25 protein-coding genes are annotated in these 14609 nt (G+C 66.9%); 24 read left to right on the top strand and 1 reads right to left on the bottom strand.

What is annotated here, in order from left to right; all coding sequences use genetic code 11:
• Positions 1-3 precede the first annotated feature (3 nt).
• The 23 genes from rplP (at position 4) to truA (ending at position 12925) form a co-directional block, all read left to right on the top strand.
• Positions 4-423, top strand: coding sequence for a 50S ribosomal protein L16 (rplP, locus tag ACFYXA_RS20410; RefSeq protein WP_003992362.1), 420 nt, complete (start codon positions 4-6; stop codon positions 421-423).
• Positions 423-647, top strand: coding sequence for a 50S ribosomal protein L29 (gene rpmC / locus ACFYXA_RS20405; RefSeq protein ID WP_130441061.1), 225 nt, complete (start codon positions 423-425; stop codon positions 645-647). The genes rplP and rpmC overlap by 1 nt, the downstream gene beginning before the upstream one ends.
• Positions 647-931, top strand: a complete 285-nt coding sequence (gene rpsQ, locus ACFYXA_RS20400; RefSeq protein ID WP_067249205.1) for a 30S ribosomal protein S17 — start codon at positions 647-649, stop codon at positions 929-931. Before rpmC ends, rpsQ begins: the two co-directional genes overlap by 1 nt.
• 128 nt (positions 932-1059) lie before the next feature.
• Entirely contained in the window at positions 1060-1428 is a 369-nt protein-coding gene (gene rplN, locus ACFYXA_RS20395; RefSeq protein WP_003998823.1) for a 50S ribosomal protein L14, read from the top strand.
• Between the two features lie 2 nt (positions 1429-1430).
• Positions 1431-1754 carry a 50S ribosomal protein L24 gene (rplX, locus tag ACFYXA_RS20390; protein ID WP_130441063.1) on the top strand — a complete coding sequence of 108 codons (324 nt, stop codon included), beginning with the start codon at positions 1431-1433 and terminating at the stop codon, positions 1752-1754.
• Positions 1754-2311 carry a 50S ribosomal protein L5 gene (gene rplE / locus ACFYXA_RS20385; RefSeq protein WP_016434630.1) on the top strand — a complete coding sequence of 186 codons (558 nt, stop codon included), beginning with the start codon at positions 1754-1756 and terminating at the stop codon, positions 2309-2311. Before rplX ends, rplE begins: the two co-directional genes overlap by 1 nt.
• A gap of 5 nt (positions 2312-2316) precedes the next feature.
• Positions 2317-2502, top strand: coding sequence for a type Z 30S ribosomal protein S14 (locus tag ACFYXA_RS20380; protein ID WP_003948630.1), 186 nt, complete (start codon positions 2317-2319; stop codon positions 2500-2502).
• A gap of 211 nt (positions 2503-2713) precedes the next feature.
• Positions 2714-3112 (top strand): 30S ribosomal protein S8, encoded by a 399-nt coding sequence (rpsH, locus tag ACFYXA_RS20375; RefSeq protein ID WP_013001411.1) that lies wholly within the window; start codon positions 2714-2716, stop codon positions 3110-3112.
• Between the two features lie 24 nt (positions 3113-3136).
• On the top strand, positions 3137-3676 hold the full coding sequence (gene rplF / locus ACFYXA_RS20370) for a 50S ribosomal protein L6 (protein ID WP_130441065.1): 540 nt from the start codon (positions 3137-3139) through the stop codon (positions 3674-3676).
• Positions 3677-3679: 3 nt separating this feature from the next.
• Positions 3680-4063, top strand: coding sequence for a 50S ribosomal protein L18 (gene rplR, locus ACFYXA_RS20365; RefSeq protein ID WP_030039763.1), 384 nt, complete (start codon positions 3680-3682; stop codon positions 4061-4063).
• Positions 4064-4102: 39 nt separating this feature from the next.
• Entirely contained in the window at positions 4103-4711 is a 609-nt protein-coding gene (gene rpsE, locus ACFYXA_RS20360; RefSeq protein ID WP_013001409.1) for a 30S ribosomal protein S5, read from the top strand.
• Complete coding sequence (rpmD, locus tag ACFYXA_RS20355; RefSeq protein ID WP_060901490.1) at positions 4711-4893, top strand: 50S ribosomal protein L30; 183 nt, start codon at positions 4711-4713, stop codon at positions 4891-4893. Before rpsE ends, rpmD begins: the two co-directional genes overlap by 1 nt.
• Positions 4894-4895: 2 nt before the next feature.
• Positions 4896-5351 carry a 50S ribosomal protein L15 gene (gene rplO, locus ACFYXA_RS20350; RefSeq protein ID WP_067018996.1) on the top strand — a complete coding sequence of 152 codons (456 nt, stop codon included), beginning with the start codon at positions 4896-4898 and terminating at the stop codon, positions 5349-5351.
• 245 nt (positions 5352-5596) lie between these two features.
• Complete coding sequence (gene secY, locus ACFYXA_RS20345) at positions 5597-6910, top strand: preprotein translocase subunit SecY (RefSeq protein ID WP_130441067.1); 1314 nt, start codon at positions 5597-5599, stop codon at positions 6908-6910.
• Complete coding sequence (locus ACFYXA_RS20340) at positions 6910-7581, top strand: adenylate kinase (protein WP_352245302.1); 672 nt, start codon at positions 6910-6912, stop codon at positions 7579-7581. The genes secY and ACFYXA_RS20340 overlap by 1 nt, the downstream gene beginning before the upstream one ends.
• 121 nt (positions 7582-7702) lie before the next feature.
• On the top strand, positions 7703-8539 hold the full coding sequence (gene map, locus ACFYXA_RS20335; RefSeq protein WP_352245303.1) for a type I methionyl aminopeptidase: 837 nt from the start codon (positions 7703-7705) through the stop codon (positions 8537-8539).
• Positions 8540-8702: 163 nt separating this feature from the next.
• Entirely contained in the window at positions 8703-8924 is a 222-nt protein-coding gene (gene infA, locus ACFYXA_RS20330) for a translation initiation factor IF-1 (protein ID WP_003948620.1), read from the top strand.
• Positions 8925-8994: 70 nt separating this feature from the next.
• Positions 8995-9108: a 50S ribosomal protein L36 gene (gene rpmJ, locus ACFYXA_RS20325; RefSeq protein ID WP_003948619.1), complete on the top strand. Its 114-nt coding sequence runs from the start codon at positions 8995-8997 to the stop codon at positions 9106-9108.
• Positions 9109-9326: 218 nt separating this feature from the next.
• On the top strand, positions 9327-9707 hold the full coding sequence (gene rpsM / locus ACFYXA_RS20320; RefSeq protein WP_351094511.1) for a 30S ribosomal protein S13: 381 nt from the start codon (positions 9327-9329) through the stop codon (positions 9705-9707).
• A 68-nt stretch (positions 9708-9775) separates the two neighbouring features.
• Positions 9776-10180, top strand: a complete 405-nt coding sequence (gene rpsK, locus ACFYXA_RS20315; protein ID WP_010354218.1) for a 30S ribosomal protein S11 — start codon at positions 9776-9778, stop codon at positions 10178-10180.
• Positions 10181-10299: 119 nt separating this feature from the next.
• Positions 10300-11322: a DNA-directed RNA polymerase subunit alpha gene (locus ACFYXA_RS20310; protein ID WP_003966937.1), complete on the top strand. Its 1023-nt coding sequence runs from the start codon at positions 10300-10302 to the stop codon at positions 11320-11322.
• A gap of 164 nt (positions 11323-11486) precedes the next feature.
• Complete coding sequence (gene rplQ, locus ACFYXA_RS20305; RefSeq protein ID WP_130441075.1) at positions 11487-11981, top strand: 50S ribosomal protein L17; 495 nt, start codon at positions 11487-11489, stop codon at positions 11979-11981.
• A gap of 86 nt (positions 11982-12067) precedes the next feature.
• On the top strand, positions 12068-12925 hold the full coding sequence (truA, locus tag ACFYXA_RS20300; protein WP_351333118.1) for a tRNA pseudouridine(38-40) synthase TruA: 858 nt from the start codon (positions 12068-12070) through the stop codon (positions 12923-12925).
• Between the two features lie 42 nt (positions 12926-12967).
• Here truA and ACFYXA_RS20295 read toward each other — a convergent pair whose 3' ends face one another.
• Positions 12968-13843: a hypothetical protein gene (locus tag ACFYXA_RS20295; RefSeq protein WP_352245304.1), complete on the bottom strand. Its 876-nt coding sequence runs from the start codon at positions 13841-13843 to the stop codon at positions 12968-12970.
• Positions 13844-14131: 288 nt separating this feature from the next.
• Here ACFYXA_RS20295 and rplM point away from each other — a divergent pair, with 288 nt between their 5' ends.
• Positions 14132-14575 (top strand): 50S ribosomal protein L13, encoded by a 444-nt coding sequence (gene rplM / locus ACFYXA_RS20290; RefSeq protein ID WP_351094506.1) that lies wholly within the window; start codon positions 14132-14134, stop codon positions 14573-14575.
• Positions 14576-14609 lie beyond the last annotated feature (34 nt).

Below are 14609 nucleotides of genomic sequence, written 5' to 3'. Positions count from 1 at the left end.
GAAATGCTGATCCCCCGTAGGGTCAAGCACCGCAAGCAGCACCACCCGAAGCGCAACGGTATGTCCAAGGGTGGGACGCAGGTTGCGTTCGGCGAGTACGGCATCCAGGCGCTGACCCCGGCGTACGTGACGAACCGCCAGATCGAAGCGGCTCGTATCGCCATGACCCGTCACATCAAGCGTGGCGGCAAGGTCTGGATCAACATCTACCCGGACCGCCCGCTCACGAAGAAGCCGGCCGAGACCCGCATGGGTTCCGGTAAGGGTTCTCCGGAGTGGTGGATCGCCAACGTCAAGCCCGGACGCGTGATGTTCGAGCTGTCGTACCCCAACGAGAAGATCGCGCGCGAGGCCCTGACCCGTGCGGCTCACAAGCTGCCGATGAAGTGCAAGATCGTCAAGCGCGAGGCAGGTGAAGCGTGATGTCGGCCGGTACCAAGGCGTCAGAGCTGCGCGAGCTGGGCAACGAGGAGCTTCTCGCGAAGCTCCGCGAGTCCAAGGAAGAGCTGTTCAACCTCCGCTTCCAGGCGGCGACCGGACAGCTCGAGAACCACGGCCGTCTGAAGGCGGTCCGTAAGGACATCGCGCGGATCTACACCCTGATGCGCGAGCGTGAGCTGGGCATCGAAACGGTGGAGAGCGCCTGATGAGCGAGAACAACGTGACTGAGAACGCAGAGGCGCGCGGCTTCCGCAAGACCCGTGAGGGTCTCGTCGTCAGCGACAAGATGGACAAGACCGTCGTCGTCGCCGTCGAGGACCGTGTGAAGCACGCGCTGTACGGCAAGGTCATCCGCCGTACGAACAAGCTCAAGGCCCACGACGAGCAGAACGCCGCGGGTGTCGGCGACCGCGTCCTCCTGATGGAGACCCGGCCGCTGTCCGCGACGAAGCGCTGGCGCGTCGTCGAGATCCTCGAGAAGGCCAAGTAGGTAGTTCCCGCAAGGGAATTGCAGCAAGTACGCCTGCGGCAAACCCCGCAGGACAGTTCCGCCAGGCTCGGCAGGGGTCCTCGCTCTGAGGCCCCTGCCGGGAACCGGCAGACAAACAGGAGATAGACGTGATCCAGCAGGAGTCGCGACTGCGTGTCGCCGACAACACTGGTGCGAAGGAGATCCTTTGCATCCGTGTGCTCGGTGGCTCCGGTCGCCGCTACGCGGGCATCGGTGACGTCATCGTCGCCACCGTCAAGGACGCGATCCCCGGTGGCAACGTGAAGAAGGGTGACGTCGTCAAGGCGGTCATCGTTCGCACCGTCAAGGAGCGCCGCCGTCCGGACGGCTCGTACATCCGCTTCGACGAGAACGCCGCCGTCATTCTGAAGAACGACGGCGACCCTCGCGGCACCCGCATCTTCGGCCCGGTCGGGCGTGAGCTGCGCGAGAAGAAGTTCATGAAGATCATCTCGCTGGCTCCGGAGGTGCTGTAAGCATGAAGATCAAGAAGGGCGACCTGGTCCAGGTCATCACCGGTAAGGACAAGGGCAAGCAGGGCAAGGTCATCGCGGCCTTCCCCCGCGAGGACCGCGTCCTGGTCGAGGGTGTCAACCGGGTCAAGAAGCACACCAAGGCCGGGCCGACCGCCGGCGGTTCGCAGGCCGGCGGGATCATCACCACCGAGGCGCCGATCCACGTCTCCAACGTCCAGCTGGTCGTTGAGAAGGACGGCAACAAGGTCGTGACCCGCGTCGGTTACCGCTTCGATGACGAGGGCAACAAGATCCGCGTTGCCAAGCGGACGGGTGAGGACATCTGATGGCTACCACCACGACCCCGCGTCTGAAGCAGAAGTACCGCGAGGAGATCGCGGGCAAGCTGCGTGACGAGTTCAAGTACGAGAACGTCATGCAGATCCCCGGCCTCGTCAAGATCGTGGTCAACATGGGTGTGGGCGACGCCGCCCGCGACTCCAAGCTGATCGAGGGCGCCATCCGCGACCTCACCACGATCACCGGTCAGAAGCCGGCCGTCACCAAGGCCCGCAAGTCCATCGCGCAGTTCAAGCTGCGTGAGGGCCAGCCGATCGGTGCCCACGTCACGCTCCGTGGCGACCGCATGTGGGAGTTCCTGGACCGCACCCTGTCGCTCGCGCTGCCGCGCATCCGCGACTTCCGCGGCCTGTCCCCCAAGCAGTTCGACGGCCGTGGCAACTACACCTTCGGTCTCACCGAGCAGGTCATGTTCCACGAGATCGACCAGGACAAGATCGACCGCGTCCGGGGTATGGACATCACCGTGGTGACCACGGCGACCAACGACGCTGAGGGCCGCGCGCTCCTTCGTCACCTCGGCTTCCCCTTCAAGGAGGCGTGAGCGAGATGGCGAAGAAGGCTCTGATCGCGAAGGCTGCTCGCAAGCCCAAGTTCGGCGTGCGTGGCTACACGCGCTGCCAGCGCTGCGGCCGTCCCCACTCCGTGTACCGCAAGTTCGGCCTGTGCCGCGTGTGCCTTCGTGAGATGGCTCACCGTGGCGAGCTGCCGGGCGTGACCAAGAGCTCCTGGTAATTCCCTAGTTCAGGGTTTATCCGGGCTCTCGGTAAGCATCTGGGTCGGCAGGAGCCCTTCCCCCATGCCTTAGGCTTGTGGGGTTGGGCGCTTGCCGCGCCCGTACGACTTACTACGCCGTAGGTCCACCGCGCCGCACCCGTCCCGTCTCGGATCGGGGAGAGGGATGGCGCACCAGGAAACCCCGGCGAGAGAGGCCACAGGCCAATTCATGACCATGACTGATCCGATCGCAGACATGCTTACGCGTCTGCGGAACGCGAACTCGGCGTACCACGACTCCGTGACGATGCCGGCATCGAAGATCAAGTCTCACATCGCAGAGATCCTCCAGCAGGAGGGCTTCATCACGGGCTGGAAGGTCGAGGACGCCGAAGTCGGCAAGAACCTCGTCCTGGAGCTGAAGTTCGGCCCCAACCGTGAGCGCTCCATCGCGGGCATCAAGCGGATCTCCAAGCCCGGTCTCCGGGTTTATGCGAAGTCCACCTCCCTGCCCAAGGTGCTCGGTGGCCTCGGCGTGGCGATCATCTCCACGTCGCACGGTCTCCTCACCGACAAGCAGGCCGGCAAGAAGGGCGTAGGCGGAGAAGTCCTCGCCTACGTCTGGTAGCGGAAGGGAACGGAGGAAACAGCTATGTCGCGCATTGGCAAGCTCCCCATCACGGTTCCCGCCGGCGTGGACGTCACCATCGACGGCCAGACGGTCTCGGTCAAGGGTCCCAAGGGAACGCTGACCCACACCGTCGTTTCGCCGATCGAGATCGCCAAGGGTGAGGACGGCGTTCTGAACGTCACCCGCCCCAACGACGAGCGTCAGAGCAAGGCCCTGCACGGCCTGTCCCGCACGCTGGTGGCGAACATGATCACCGGCGTGACCCAGGGTTACGTGAAGAAGCTCGAGATCAGCGGTGTCGGTTACCGCGTGACCGCCAAGGGTTCGAACCTCGAGTTCGCGCTCGGTTACAGCCACCCGATCCTCGTCGAGGCCCCCGAGGGCATCACCTTCACCGTGGAGGCCCCGACCCGTTTCTCGGTCGCGGGCATCGACAAGCAGAAGGTCGGCGAGGTTGCGGCGAACATCCGCAAGCTGCGCAAGCCCGACCCGTACAAGGCCAAGGGCGTCAAGTACGAGGGCGAAGTCATCCGCCGCAAGGTCGGAAAGGCGGGTAAGTAAGCCATGGCATACGGGCAGAAGATCCTCAAGGGCGACGCCTACAAGCGCGCCGCGATCAAGCGCCGCCACATCCGGATCCGCAAGTCGATCAACGGTACGGCGGAGCGTCCTCGCCTGGTCGTGACCCGTTCGAACCGGCACATCGTGGCCCAGGTGATCGACGACCTCAAGGGTCACACCCTTGCGTCGGCGTCCACCCTGGACACCTCGATCCGCGGTGGCGAGGGCGACAAGTCCGCGCAGGCCAAGCAGGTCGGCGCCCTGGTCGCCGAGCGCGCCAAGGCCGCCGGTGTCGAGGCTGTCGTGTTCGACCGTGGTGGCAACCAGTACGCCGGGCGCATCGCCGCCCTGGCGGACGCCGCCCGCGAAGCCGGGCTCAAGTTCTGAGCCTGCCGTAGCTAGCGGAAACAGAGAGAGGTAATTCCAATGGCTGGACCCCAGCGCCGCGGTGGCGGTGCCGGTGGCGGCGAGCGGCGGGACCGGAAGGGCCGTGACGGCGGCGCTGCTGCCGCCGAGAAGACCGCGTACGTTGAGCGCGTCGTCGCGATCAACCGCGTCGCCAAGGTTGTGAAGGGTGGTCGTCGCTTCAGCTTCACCGCGCTGGTCGTGGTGGGCGACGGTGACGGCACCGTGGGTGTCGGTTACGGCAAGGCCAAGGAGGTGCCGGCCGCCATCGCCAAGGGCGTTGAGGAGGCCAAGAAGCACTTCTTCAAGGTCCCCCGTATCCAGGGCACCATCCCGCACCCGATCACGGGTGAGAAGGCGGCGGGCGTCGTCCTGCTCAAGCCGGCTTCCCCCGGTACCGGCGTTATCGCCGGTGGCCCGGTGCGTGCCGTGCTCGAGTGCGCCGGCGTTCACGACATCCTGTCGAAGTCGCTCGGTTCGTCGAACGCGATCAACATCGTGCACGCGACCGTGGAGGCCCTGAAGGGCCTGCAGCGTCCCGAGGAGATCGCGGCCCGCCGCGGTCTGCCGCTCGAGGACGTCGCTCCCGCGGCCCTGCTGCGTGCGCGTGCCGGGGCTGGTGCTGCGTAATGGCTCAGCTCAGGATCACGCAGACGAAGTCGTACATCGGCAGCAAGCAGAACCACCGCGACACCCTGCGTTCGCTCGGGCTCAAGCGCCTGAACGACGTGGTCGTCAAGGAGGACCGCCCCGAGTTCCGCGGAATGGTGCACACCGTCCGCCACCTCGTGACGGTCGAGGAGGTCGACTGATCATGGCGGAGAACAACCCGCTCAAGATCCACAACCTCCGTCCCGCCCCCGGCGCCAAGACCGCCAAGACCCGTGTCGGTCGTGGTGAGGCGTCGAAGGGTAAGACGGCCGGTCGTGGTACCAAGGGCACGAAGGCCCGCTACCAGGTTCCGGAGCGCTTCGAGGGCGGCCAGATGCCGCTGCACATGCGCCTCCCGAAGCTGAAGGGCTTCAAGAACCCGTTCAAGACCGAGTACCAGGTCGTGAACCTCGACAAGCTGGCGGCTCTGTACCCGGAGGGTGGCGAGGTCACCGTCGAGGGTCTCGTCGCCAAGGGCGCCGTTCGCAAGAACAGCCTCGTCAAGGTCCTCGGCCAGGGCGAGATCTCCGTGGCGCTGCAGGTGACGGTCGACGCCGTCTCCGGCTCCGCCAAGGAGAAGATCACCGCCGCCGGCGGTACCGTCACCGAGCTCGTCTGAGCCCATCAGGCGTCTCGATGACTTGAGCGATCCCGACCGGGGATACCCCACAAATGGGGTATCCCCGGTTGGTCGTTCCTAGGGCGGCGGTGTCGCCGGTAAGGTGACCTCCACTGCCCACTTTCACAAGGTGCGCGCAAACGGGCACCTTGAGCGGCAGTCGTCCGTTACACATGTCGTTGTTCTTATTGGACCTTCAAGACCGTCACCCTTGACGCAGTTGCGCGGGGGTCGCAGGAGGCACCGTGCTCACCGCGTTCGCCCGGGCGTTCAAGACGCCCGACCTGCGCAAGAAGCTGCTCTTCACGCTCGGCATCATCGTGGTCTACCGGGTGGGTACGCATGTACCGATCCCCGGCGTCGACTACACGTCCGTCCAGCGCTGCGTGGACGAGGCGTCCGGCAACCAGGGCCTCTTCGGGCTGGTGAACATGTTCAGCGGCGGGGCGCTGCTGCAGATCACGGTCTTCGCGCTGGGCATCATGCCGTACATCACGGCGAGCATCATCCTTCAGCTGCTGACCGTGGTCATCCCGCGTCTGGAAGCCCTCAAGAAGGAGGGACAGGCCGGCACCACGAAGATCACGCAGTACACCCGCTACCTGACCGTGGCGCTCGCCATCCTGCAGGGCACCGGCCTGGTGGCCACCGCCCGCAGCGGCGCCCTCTTCTCCGGCTGCACGGTCGCGAGCCAGATCGTCCCGGACCGCGCGATCTTCACCACCGTGACCATGGTCATCTGCATGACCGCCGGTACGGCCATCGTCATGTGGCTCGGTGAGCTCATCACCGACCGCGGCATCGGCAACGGCATGTCGATCCTGATGTTCATCTCGATCGCCGCGACCTTCCCGTCGGCCCTGTGGGCCATCAAGAAGCAGGGCACCCTGGCGGGCGGCTGGATCGAGTTCGGCACGGTCGTCGCCGTGGGCCTGGTCATGATCGGCCTGGTGGTCTTCGTCGAGCAGGCCCAGCGCCGCATCCCGGTCCAGTACGCCAAGCGCATGATCGGCCGCCGCTCCTACGGCGGGACCTCGACCTACATCCCGCTGAAGGTCAACCAGGCGGGCATCATCCCTGTGATCTTCGCCTCGTCGCTGCTCTACATCCCGGCGCTGGTGGCGCAGTTCGCCGGCGGCAACGCGGGCTGGAAGACCTGGATCGAACAGAACCTCGCAAAGCCGGACGCGCCCGCGCACATCACGCTCTACTTCTTCTTGATCATCTTCTTCGCGTTCTTCTACGTGGCCATCTCGTTCAACCCCGAGGAAGTGGCCGACAACATGAAGAAGTATGGTGGCTTCATCCCGGGCATCCGGGCTGGCCGACCGACCGCTGAGTACCTGAGTTACGTACTCAACCGGATCACCTGGCCGGGGTCGCTGTATCTGGGTCTGATCGCTCTCGTCCCGACAATGGCGTTGGCCGGCTTCAATGCGAACCAGAACTTCCCGTTCGGCGGGACCAGCATCCTGATCATCGTGGGTGTCGGCCTGGAGACGGTGAAGCAGATCGAGAGCCAGCTTCAGCAGCGCAATTACGAAGGGTTCCTCCGCTGATGCGAATCGTCCTCGTCGGGCCGCCGGGCGCCGGAAAGGGAACGCAGGCCACGCGCCTGGCAGAGAAGCTGCGCGTTCCGCACATCTCCACGGGCGACCTGTTCCGGACCAACATCAGCCGGCAGACGGAACTCGGGAAGCTCGCGAAGTCCTACATCGACGCCGGTGACCTCGTCCCCGACGAGGTGACCATCGGCATGGCCAAGGACCGCATGGAGCAGCCGGACGCCGAGCGCGGCTTCCTGCTGGACGGCTTCCCGCGCAACGTCTCGCAGGCCGAGGCGCTGGACGAGCTCCTCACCACCGAGGGCATCAAGCTGGACGCGGTGCTGGACCTGGAGGCCCCCGAGGAGGAGGTCGTCAAGCGGATCGCCGGCCGGCGCGTCTGCCGCAACGACTCCGCCCACGTCTTCCACGTGACGCACAAGAAGCCGGCCAAGGACGGCGTCTGCGACGTGTGCGGCGGCGAGCTGTACCAGCGCGCCGACGACACCGAGGAGACGGTGCGCACGCGGCTGGAGGTCTACCACACGCAGACCGAGCCGATCATCAGCTACTACGCGCAGCAGGGCCTGGTCACCACGATCTCCGCCCTGGGCGAGGTCGACGAGGTCACCGAGCGCGCCCTGGCGGCGCTGCCGCAGCTGGAGGACCCCGCGCACTCCCACTGAGCGCTCACGGAGGAGCCCCCGGCGTCCCGCGCATCCGCGCCCGGACTCCGGGGGCTTCTTCGTCGGGTGGGCGCGTATCCTGGAGTGCCGCTAGACGAGTCCCCAGGAGGCGCGACCGAGCATGGTGCAGATCAAGACCCCCGAGCAGATCGCCAAGATGCGTGCGGCGGGGCTGGTCGTCGCCGCGATCCACGCGGCCACCCGTGAGGCCGCGGTGCCCGGGGCCACGACGAAGGACCTGGACGAGGTCGCCCGCAAGGTGCTCGCCGAGAACGGCGCCAAGTCGAACTTCCTCGGCTACGGCGGCTTCCCCGCCACCATCTGCACCTCGGTGAACGACGTGGTCGTCCACGGCATCCCCTCCGACGAGGTCGTCCTGAAGGACGGGGACGTCATCTCCATCGACTGCGGAGCGATCGTCGACGGCTGGCACGGCGACGCCGCCTACACCGCGTTCGTGGGCTCGGGGCACTCCCCGGAGCTGATCGAGCTCTCCCGGGTGACCGAGGAGTCGATGTGGGCCGGCATCGCGGCCATGAAGCACGGCAACCGGCTGGTCGACGTCTCCCGTGCCATCGAGACGTACATCCGCCGTCAGCCGAAGCCCGGCGGCGGCCGCTACGGCATCATCGAGGACTACGGCGGCCACGGCATCGGCACCGAGATGCACATGGACCCGCATCTGCTGAACTACGTGGACCGCCGCCGCGGCAAGGGCCCCAAGCTGGTCACCGGCTTCTGCCTCGCCATCGAGCCGATGGTCTCCCTCGGCACCCCGAAGACCGAGGTCCTCTCGGACGACTGGACCGTCATCACGACGGACGGCACCTGGTCCTCCCACTGGGAGCATTCGGTCGCCCTGACGGACGAGGGCCCGCTGGTCCTGACGGCTCCCGACGGCGGCAAGGCGAAGCTGGCGGAGCACGGCGTCACGGCCGCGCCGGACCCGCTTGCATGATGTGGGCCACGGTGGGGCAGGCTTTCTCGATTCGTGTTTCTGGGTGCGCTGACGTAGACTGACTCGTCGGCTCTTGTGCACCCGCATGTCTGCATGCGAACGCTGCTCGCCAGCGGGAAAGTGCCCAGGAGTCGATCAAGGTAGTCGATTCGAAGGGCGAAGCGTGGCCAAGAAGCAAGGTGCCATCGAGATCGAGGGCACTGTCGTCGAGTCTCTTCCGAACGCCATGTTCAAGGTCGAGCTCCAGAACGGCCACCAGGTCCTGGCACACATCAGCGGCAAGATGCGTATGCACTACATCCGTATCCTCCCTGACGACCGGGTCGTGGTGGAGCTGTCTCCGTACGACCTGACGCGTGGCCGGATCGTCTACCGCTACAAGTAGATCTTGCCAATGCCCCGTGCACCGCTCGGTGTCCGGGGCTGTCGGCAACTGACCCGGAGAACCTCATCACATGAAGGTCAAGCCGAGCGTCAAGAAGATCTGCGACAAGTGCAGGGTGATCCGCCGTCACGGTCGGGTCATGATCATTTGCGACAACCCGCGCCACAAGCAGCGCCAGGGCTGATCGCAACTCTGATCACCCTCTGCATCGATATCGCAGAGACTTCGCGCGACGCGAGCTGAATATGTTCATACGCAGGGCCCAGGCGGATTCGACACCCGTCTGACACCCCCGGTTCGGAGGCCGGGGACCCAGCCGTACCAACTCTTTCCAAGGGAAGAGGCCGGCGGCTGGGAGCCGGTTCTGTGGAAGACCTCCGAAGATCACCAGGAGCCATTGAAATGGCACGCGTTTCCGGTGTTGACATCCCGCGCGAAAAGCGCGTGGAGGTCGCCCTCACCTACGTGTTCGGCATCGGCCGGACCCTCTCGCAGGAGACGCTGGCTGCGACCGGCGTCGACCCGAACACCCGTGTTCGCGACCTGACCGAAGAGCAGCTGGTCGCCATCCGCGAGTACGTCGACAACAACATCAAGACCGAGGGTGACCTCCGTCGCGAGATCCAGGCCGACATCCGCCGCAAGGTGGAGATCGGCTCCTACCAGGGTCTGCGTCACCGTCGCGGTCTGCCTGTCCGCGGTCAGCGCACCAGCACGAACGCCCGCACCCGCAAGGGCCCGCGTCGCGCCATCGCCGGCAAGAAGAAGCCGGGCAAGAAGTAGTCCGCAGCGGACTCGCCGTCCAGCGGTCTTCGCTGTAGGACCGACCACCTCCCGTAGGAGTTTTCGACATGCCCCCCAAGGGACGTCAGGGCGCAGCCAAGAAGGTGCGCCGCAAGGAAAAGAAGAACGTCGCGCACGGCCAGGCGCACATCAAGAGCACGTTCAACAACACGATCGTGTCCATCACGGACCCGGCCGGCAACGTGATCTCGTGGGCCTCCGCCGGTCACGTCGGTTTCAAGGGCTCGCGCAAGTCCACGCCGTTCGCCGCGCAGATGGCCGCCGAGTCGGCTGCCCGTCGCGCTCAGGAGCACGGCATGCGCAAGGTCGACGTCTTCGTCAAGGGCCCGGGCGCCGGTCGTGAGACCGCCATCCGTTCCCTGCAGGCCACTGGCCTCGAGGTCGGCTCCATCCAGGACGTCACCCCGACCCCGCACAACGGCTGCCGTCCGCCCAAGCGCCGCCGCGTCTGACGCACGGTTGTCTTGAAGGTTCGCGGGCGGTACGGCTCCTCGGAGGCGTGCCGCCCGTACCCTTGCAGTAACGAGTCGGGCGTCAAATAGCGGGCGCCCCTGACTGAAGGATCACCAACATGCTGATCGCTCAGCGTCCCTCGTTGACCGAAGAGGTCGTCGACGAGTTCCGCTCCCGGTTCGTCATCGAGCCGCTGGAGCCGGGCTTCGGCTACACCCTCGGCAACTCCCTGCGCCGGACCCTCCTCTCCTCGATCCCGGGTGCGGCGGTCACGTCCATCCGCATCGACGGCGTGCTGCACGAGTTCACCACCGTGCCGGGCGTCAAGGAGGACGTCACCGACCTGATCCTCAACATCAAGCAGCTGGTCGTCTCCTCGGAGCACGACGAGCCGGTCGTGATGTACCTGCGCAAGCAGGGCCCGGGTCTGGTCACCGCCGCCGACATCGCGCCCCCGGCCGGTGTCGAGGTCCACAACCCCGACCTCGTCCTCGCCACGCTCAACGGCAAGGGCAAGCTGGAGATGGAGCTGACGGTCGAGCGCGGCCGCGGTTACGTCTCCGCCGTGCAGAACAAGCAGGTCGGCCAGGAGATCGGCCGTATCCCGGTCGACTCCATCTACTCGCCGGTCCTCAAGGTCACGTACAAGGTCGAGGCGACCCGTGTCGAGCAGCGCACCGACTTCGACAAGCTGATCGTCGACGTCGAGACCAAGCAGGCCATGCGCCCGCGTGACGCCATGGCGTCCGCCGGTAAGACCCTGGTCGAGCTGTTCGGTCTGGCCCGCGAGCTCAACATCGACGCCGAGGGCATCGACATGGGCCCGTCCCCCACGGACGCCGCCCTCGCCGCCGACCTGGCGCTGCCGATCGAGGAGCTGGAGCTCACCGTTCGGTCGTACAACTGCCTCAAGCGTGAGGGCATCCACTCCGTGGGTGAGCTCGTCGCTCGCTCCGAGGCCGATCTGCTCGACATCCGCAACTTCGGTGCGAAGTCGATCGACGAGGTCAAGGCGAAGCTGGCGGGCATGGGTCTCGCGCTCAAGGACTCGCCTCCCGGGTTCGACCCCACCGCTGCGGCGGACGCGTTCGGCGCGGACGACGACGCGGACGCGGGCTTCGTGGAGACCGAGCAGTACTGATCGGTTTTCGGGTGCGGGTGCGCTGTGGCTTGTCGCGCAGTTCCCCGCGCCCCTTCCGGGAGCGCCCCTTCGGGGCAGCTCCCGGATCTCTGACAGGCAACCGTCTGCTCAGATACTGACCCCGGTACCTGATACGGCCGGGGCAGACACACAGGAGAAGAACAATGCCGAAGCCCACCAAGGGTGCCCGTATGGGCGGCAGCGCCGCGCACGAGAAGCTGCTTCTCGCGAACCTCGCGAAGAGCCTCTTCGAGCACGGCCGCATCACCACCACCGAGGCGAAGGCCCGCCGCCTGCGCCCGTACGCCGAGCGTCTGGTCACCAAGGCGAAGAAGGGCGACCTTCACAACCGCCGTCAGGTGCTCCAGGTCATCACGGACAAGAGCGTCGTCCACACGCTCTTCACCGAGATCGGCCCGCGCTACGAGAACCGTCCGGGTGGCTACACCCGCATCACCAAGATCGGTAACCGCCGTGGCGACAACGCGCCCATGGCCGTCATCGAGCTGGTCGAGGCGCTGACGGTGGCGCAGGAGGCGACCGGCGAGGCCGAGGCCGCGACGAAGCGCGCGGTCAAGGAGGCCGAGGAGGCCAAGGTCGAGGAGACCAAGGCCGACGAGGCCGCCGAGGCTCCCGCCGAGGAGTCCAAGGACGCGTAAGCGTTCCCCGCGCCCCCGAGGGGTGTTGGCGGGCCCGTTCCTTTCGAGGAGCGGGCCCGCTTTGGTGTCGTTGAGAGGATCTGCACGTGAGTGATGAAGCAGCACCCGGTTACGTCCGCGTCCGGCTCGACCTTTCCTACGACGGTTCCGAGTTCTCCGGGTGGGCCAAGCAGGCCGGCGGGCGGCGGACCGTCCAGGGGGAGATCGAGGACGCGCTGCGGACCGTCACCCGGTCCCGGGAGACGTACGAGCTGACCGTGGCGGGGCGGACCGACGCCGGGGTGCACGCCCGGGGGCAGGTCGCGCATGTCGATCTGCCGGAGCAGGTCTGGCGTGAGCACCACGAGAAGCTGCTGAAGCGACTCGCCGGGCGGCTGCCCAAGGATGTGCGGGTGTGGGCGCTGCGGGAGGCGCCCGACGGCTTCAACGCGCGGTTCTCGGCGGTGTGGCGGCGCTACGCGTACCGGGTCACCGACAACCCGGGCGGCGTCGACCCGTTGCTGCGGGGCCATGTGCTGTGGCACGACTGGCCGCTCGACGTCGACGCGATGAACGAGGCCGCGCGGCGGCTGCTCGGCGAGCACGACTTCGCGGCCTACTGCAAGCGGCGCGAGGGGGCGACCACGATCCGCACCCTCCAGGAGCTGAGCCTGGTGCGGGGCGACGACGGGATCGTCACCGCGACCGTCCGCGCCGACGCCTTCTGCCACAACATGGTGCGCTCGCTCATCGGGGCGCTGCTGTTCGTCGGGGACGGGCACCGCGGGCCCGAGTGGCCGGGCAAGGTGCTCGCCGCGGGCGTCCGGGACTCTGCGGTGCACGTCGTACGGCCGCACGGGCTGACGCTTGAGGAGGTCGGCTATCCGGCCGACGAGCTGCTCGCCGCCCGCAACAAGGAGGCGCGCAACAGGCGGACGCTGCCCGGTGCGGCCGGGTGCTGCTGACGGGGACGCGGCCCGGCGCCCAGCGGGCCGGCGCTCAGCGGGTCACCGGTTCGCCGCGGCCGACGCCTGGGCCTGGCCGCGGCGGCTGATCTGCTGGAACGCGAAGTCGGCGAGGCCGTCGCCGGTCGTGAAGACCTGCGCGTCCTTCTTCGTCACGTCCTTGCCGTTCGTGAAGCCGGTGATCGTGAAGTAGGCGTAGCGGCCGTAGGAGTTGGTCGTCGAGCGGCAGATGGCGCCGGCGCAGAAGGGCTTGACGCCGGAGCCGTCGAGGGCCTTGACGATGCTGCGCTTGTCGGCCTGGCTCTTGGCCTTGAGGGCCTGCGCCTCGGTGTCGAAGACGGCCACGCCGACGGTGGCGGCGATGCCGTCCTTCACGTAGGTGACGCGCATCATCCGGGTGCAGCCGTTGTCGGTGAGGACCTTGGGCAGGGTGCCCTGGACGGCGCCGGCGCAGGTGGTGGTGTCGGCCTTGCCGGCCTTCTTGTAGACCGTCGAGCCCATCGTCAGCTGGGTGCCGGGGAAGAGGATGTCCGGGCCGTTGGGCGCGGTGTCCTTGGCCTTGCTGGAGACGAACTCCTTCGGGTCCAGCGGCGGCGGCGCGCTGGTCGGGGCGAAGGAGGGGTTGCCGGAGGCGCTCGGCAGGCCGCCGCTCGCGGGGAGCGAGGAGGTCGGTCTGCTCGGTTTGTCGTCGTCGTTCGCCGACACCACTGCCATGGCGACGGCGGTGCCTATCGCGAGGGTCGCGACGGCACCCCCGCCTATGAGGAGCACGCGTCGGCGCCTGCTGCGGCTCTCGGACGCCTCGGCGAGCGCGGCCCAGTCCGGAGTCGGATCCGAGGCGCCGGCAGTCCACGGCTGTTCGGAGTTCGGTTTCCAGGGATCCCACTGGGACTGAGGTCCCCCCTGCCCATAGCTCATGGGGCGCATCTTAGACGGGGACGGGCGGTGCTCGGCCTCCGTGCAGGTCCGCGCAGGGCCCGCGAGGCGGGGCGGACTCGTTTTGACCTGGCTCGGGCGGCCCGGGTATCCTGCATCTTCGTTGTGTATTGGCTTGCTCATTCTCACGGGACGGGCCCTTACACCGGTCCACCGGGCCGATGACCAGCGACCAGCACGCGGTTTGCGTCACCGCTGTGCGGTCAGGGCTGTCGTGATCGTCTTCGGTGACCTGTCAGGACCACTCACTCGAAGCGAAGGCTACGAACCGTGCGTACGTACAGCCCCAAGCCCGGCGATGTGACGCGCCAGTGGCACGTCATCGACGCTCAGGACGTTGTCCTGGGCCGTCTCGCCACCACTGCCGCCTCTCTCCTGCGCGGCAAGCACAAGCCGATCTACGCCCCTCACGTCGACACCGGTGACTTCGTCATCATCATCAACGCCGACAAGGTGCACCTGTCCGGCAACAAGCGGACCCAGAAGATGGCGTACCGCCACTCCGGCTACCCGGGTGGTCTGCGCTCCGTGCGCTACGACGACCTGCTGGCCAACAACCCCGAGAAGGCCGTCGAGAAGGCCGTCAAGGGCATGCTCCCCAAGAACACGCTGGGCCGCCAGATGCTCTCGAAGCTGAAGGTCTACAAGGGTGACCAGCACCCGCACGGCGCGCAGCAGCCGCAGCCGTTCGAGATCACCCAGGTCGCGCAGTAAGTCCGGCCACACCACCCCAAGCACAGAGAATCTG

Source organism: Streptomyces sp. NPDC002566, assembly GCF_042889585.1.
Classification (GTDB): domain Bacteria; phylum Actinomycetota; class Actinomycetes; order Streptomycetales; family Streptomycetaceae; genus Streptomyces.
This window is presented reverse-complemented; position numbering and strand designations above follow the sequence as displayed.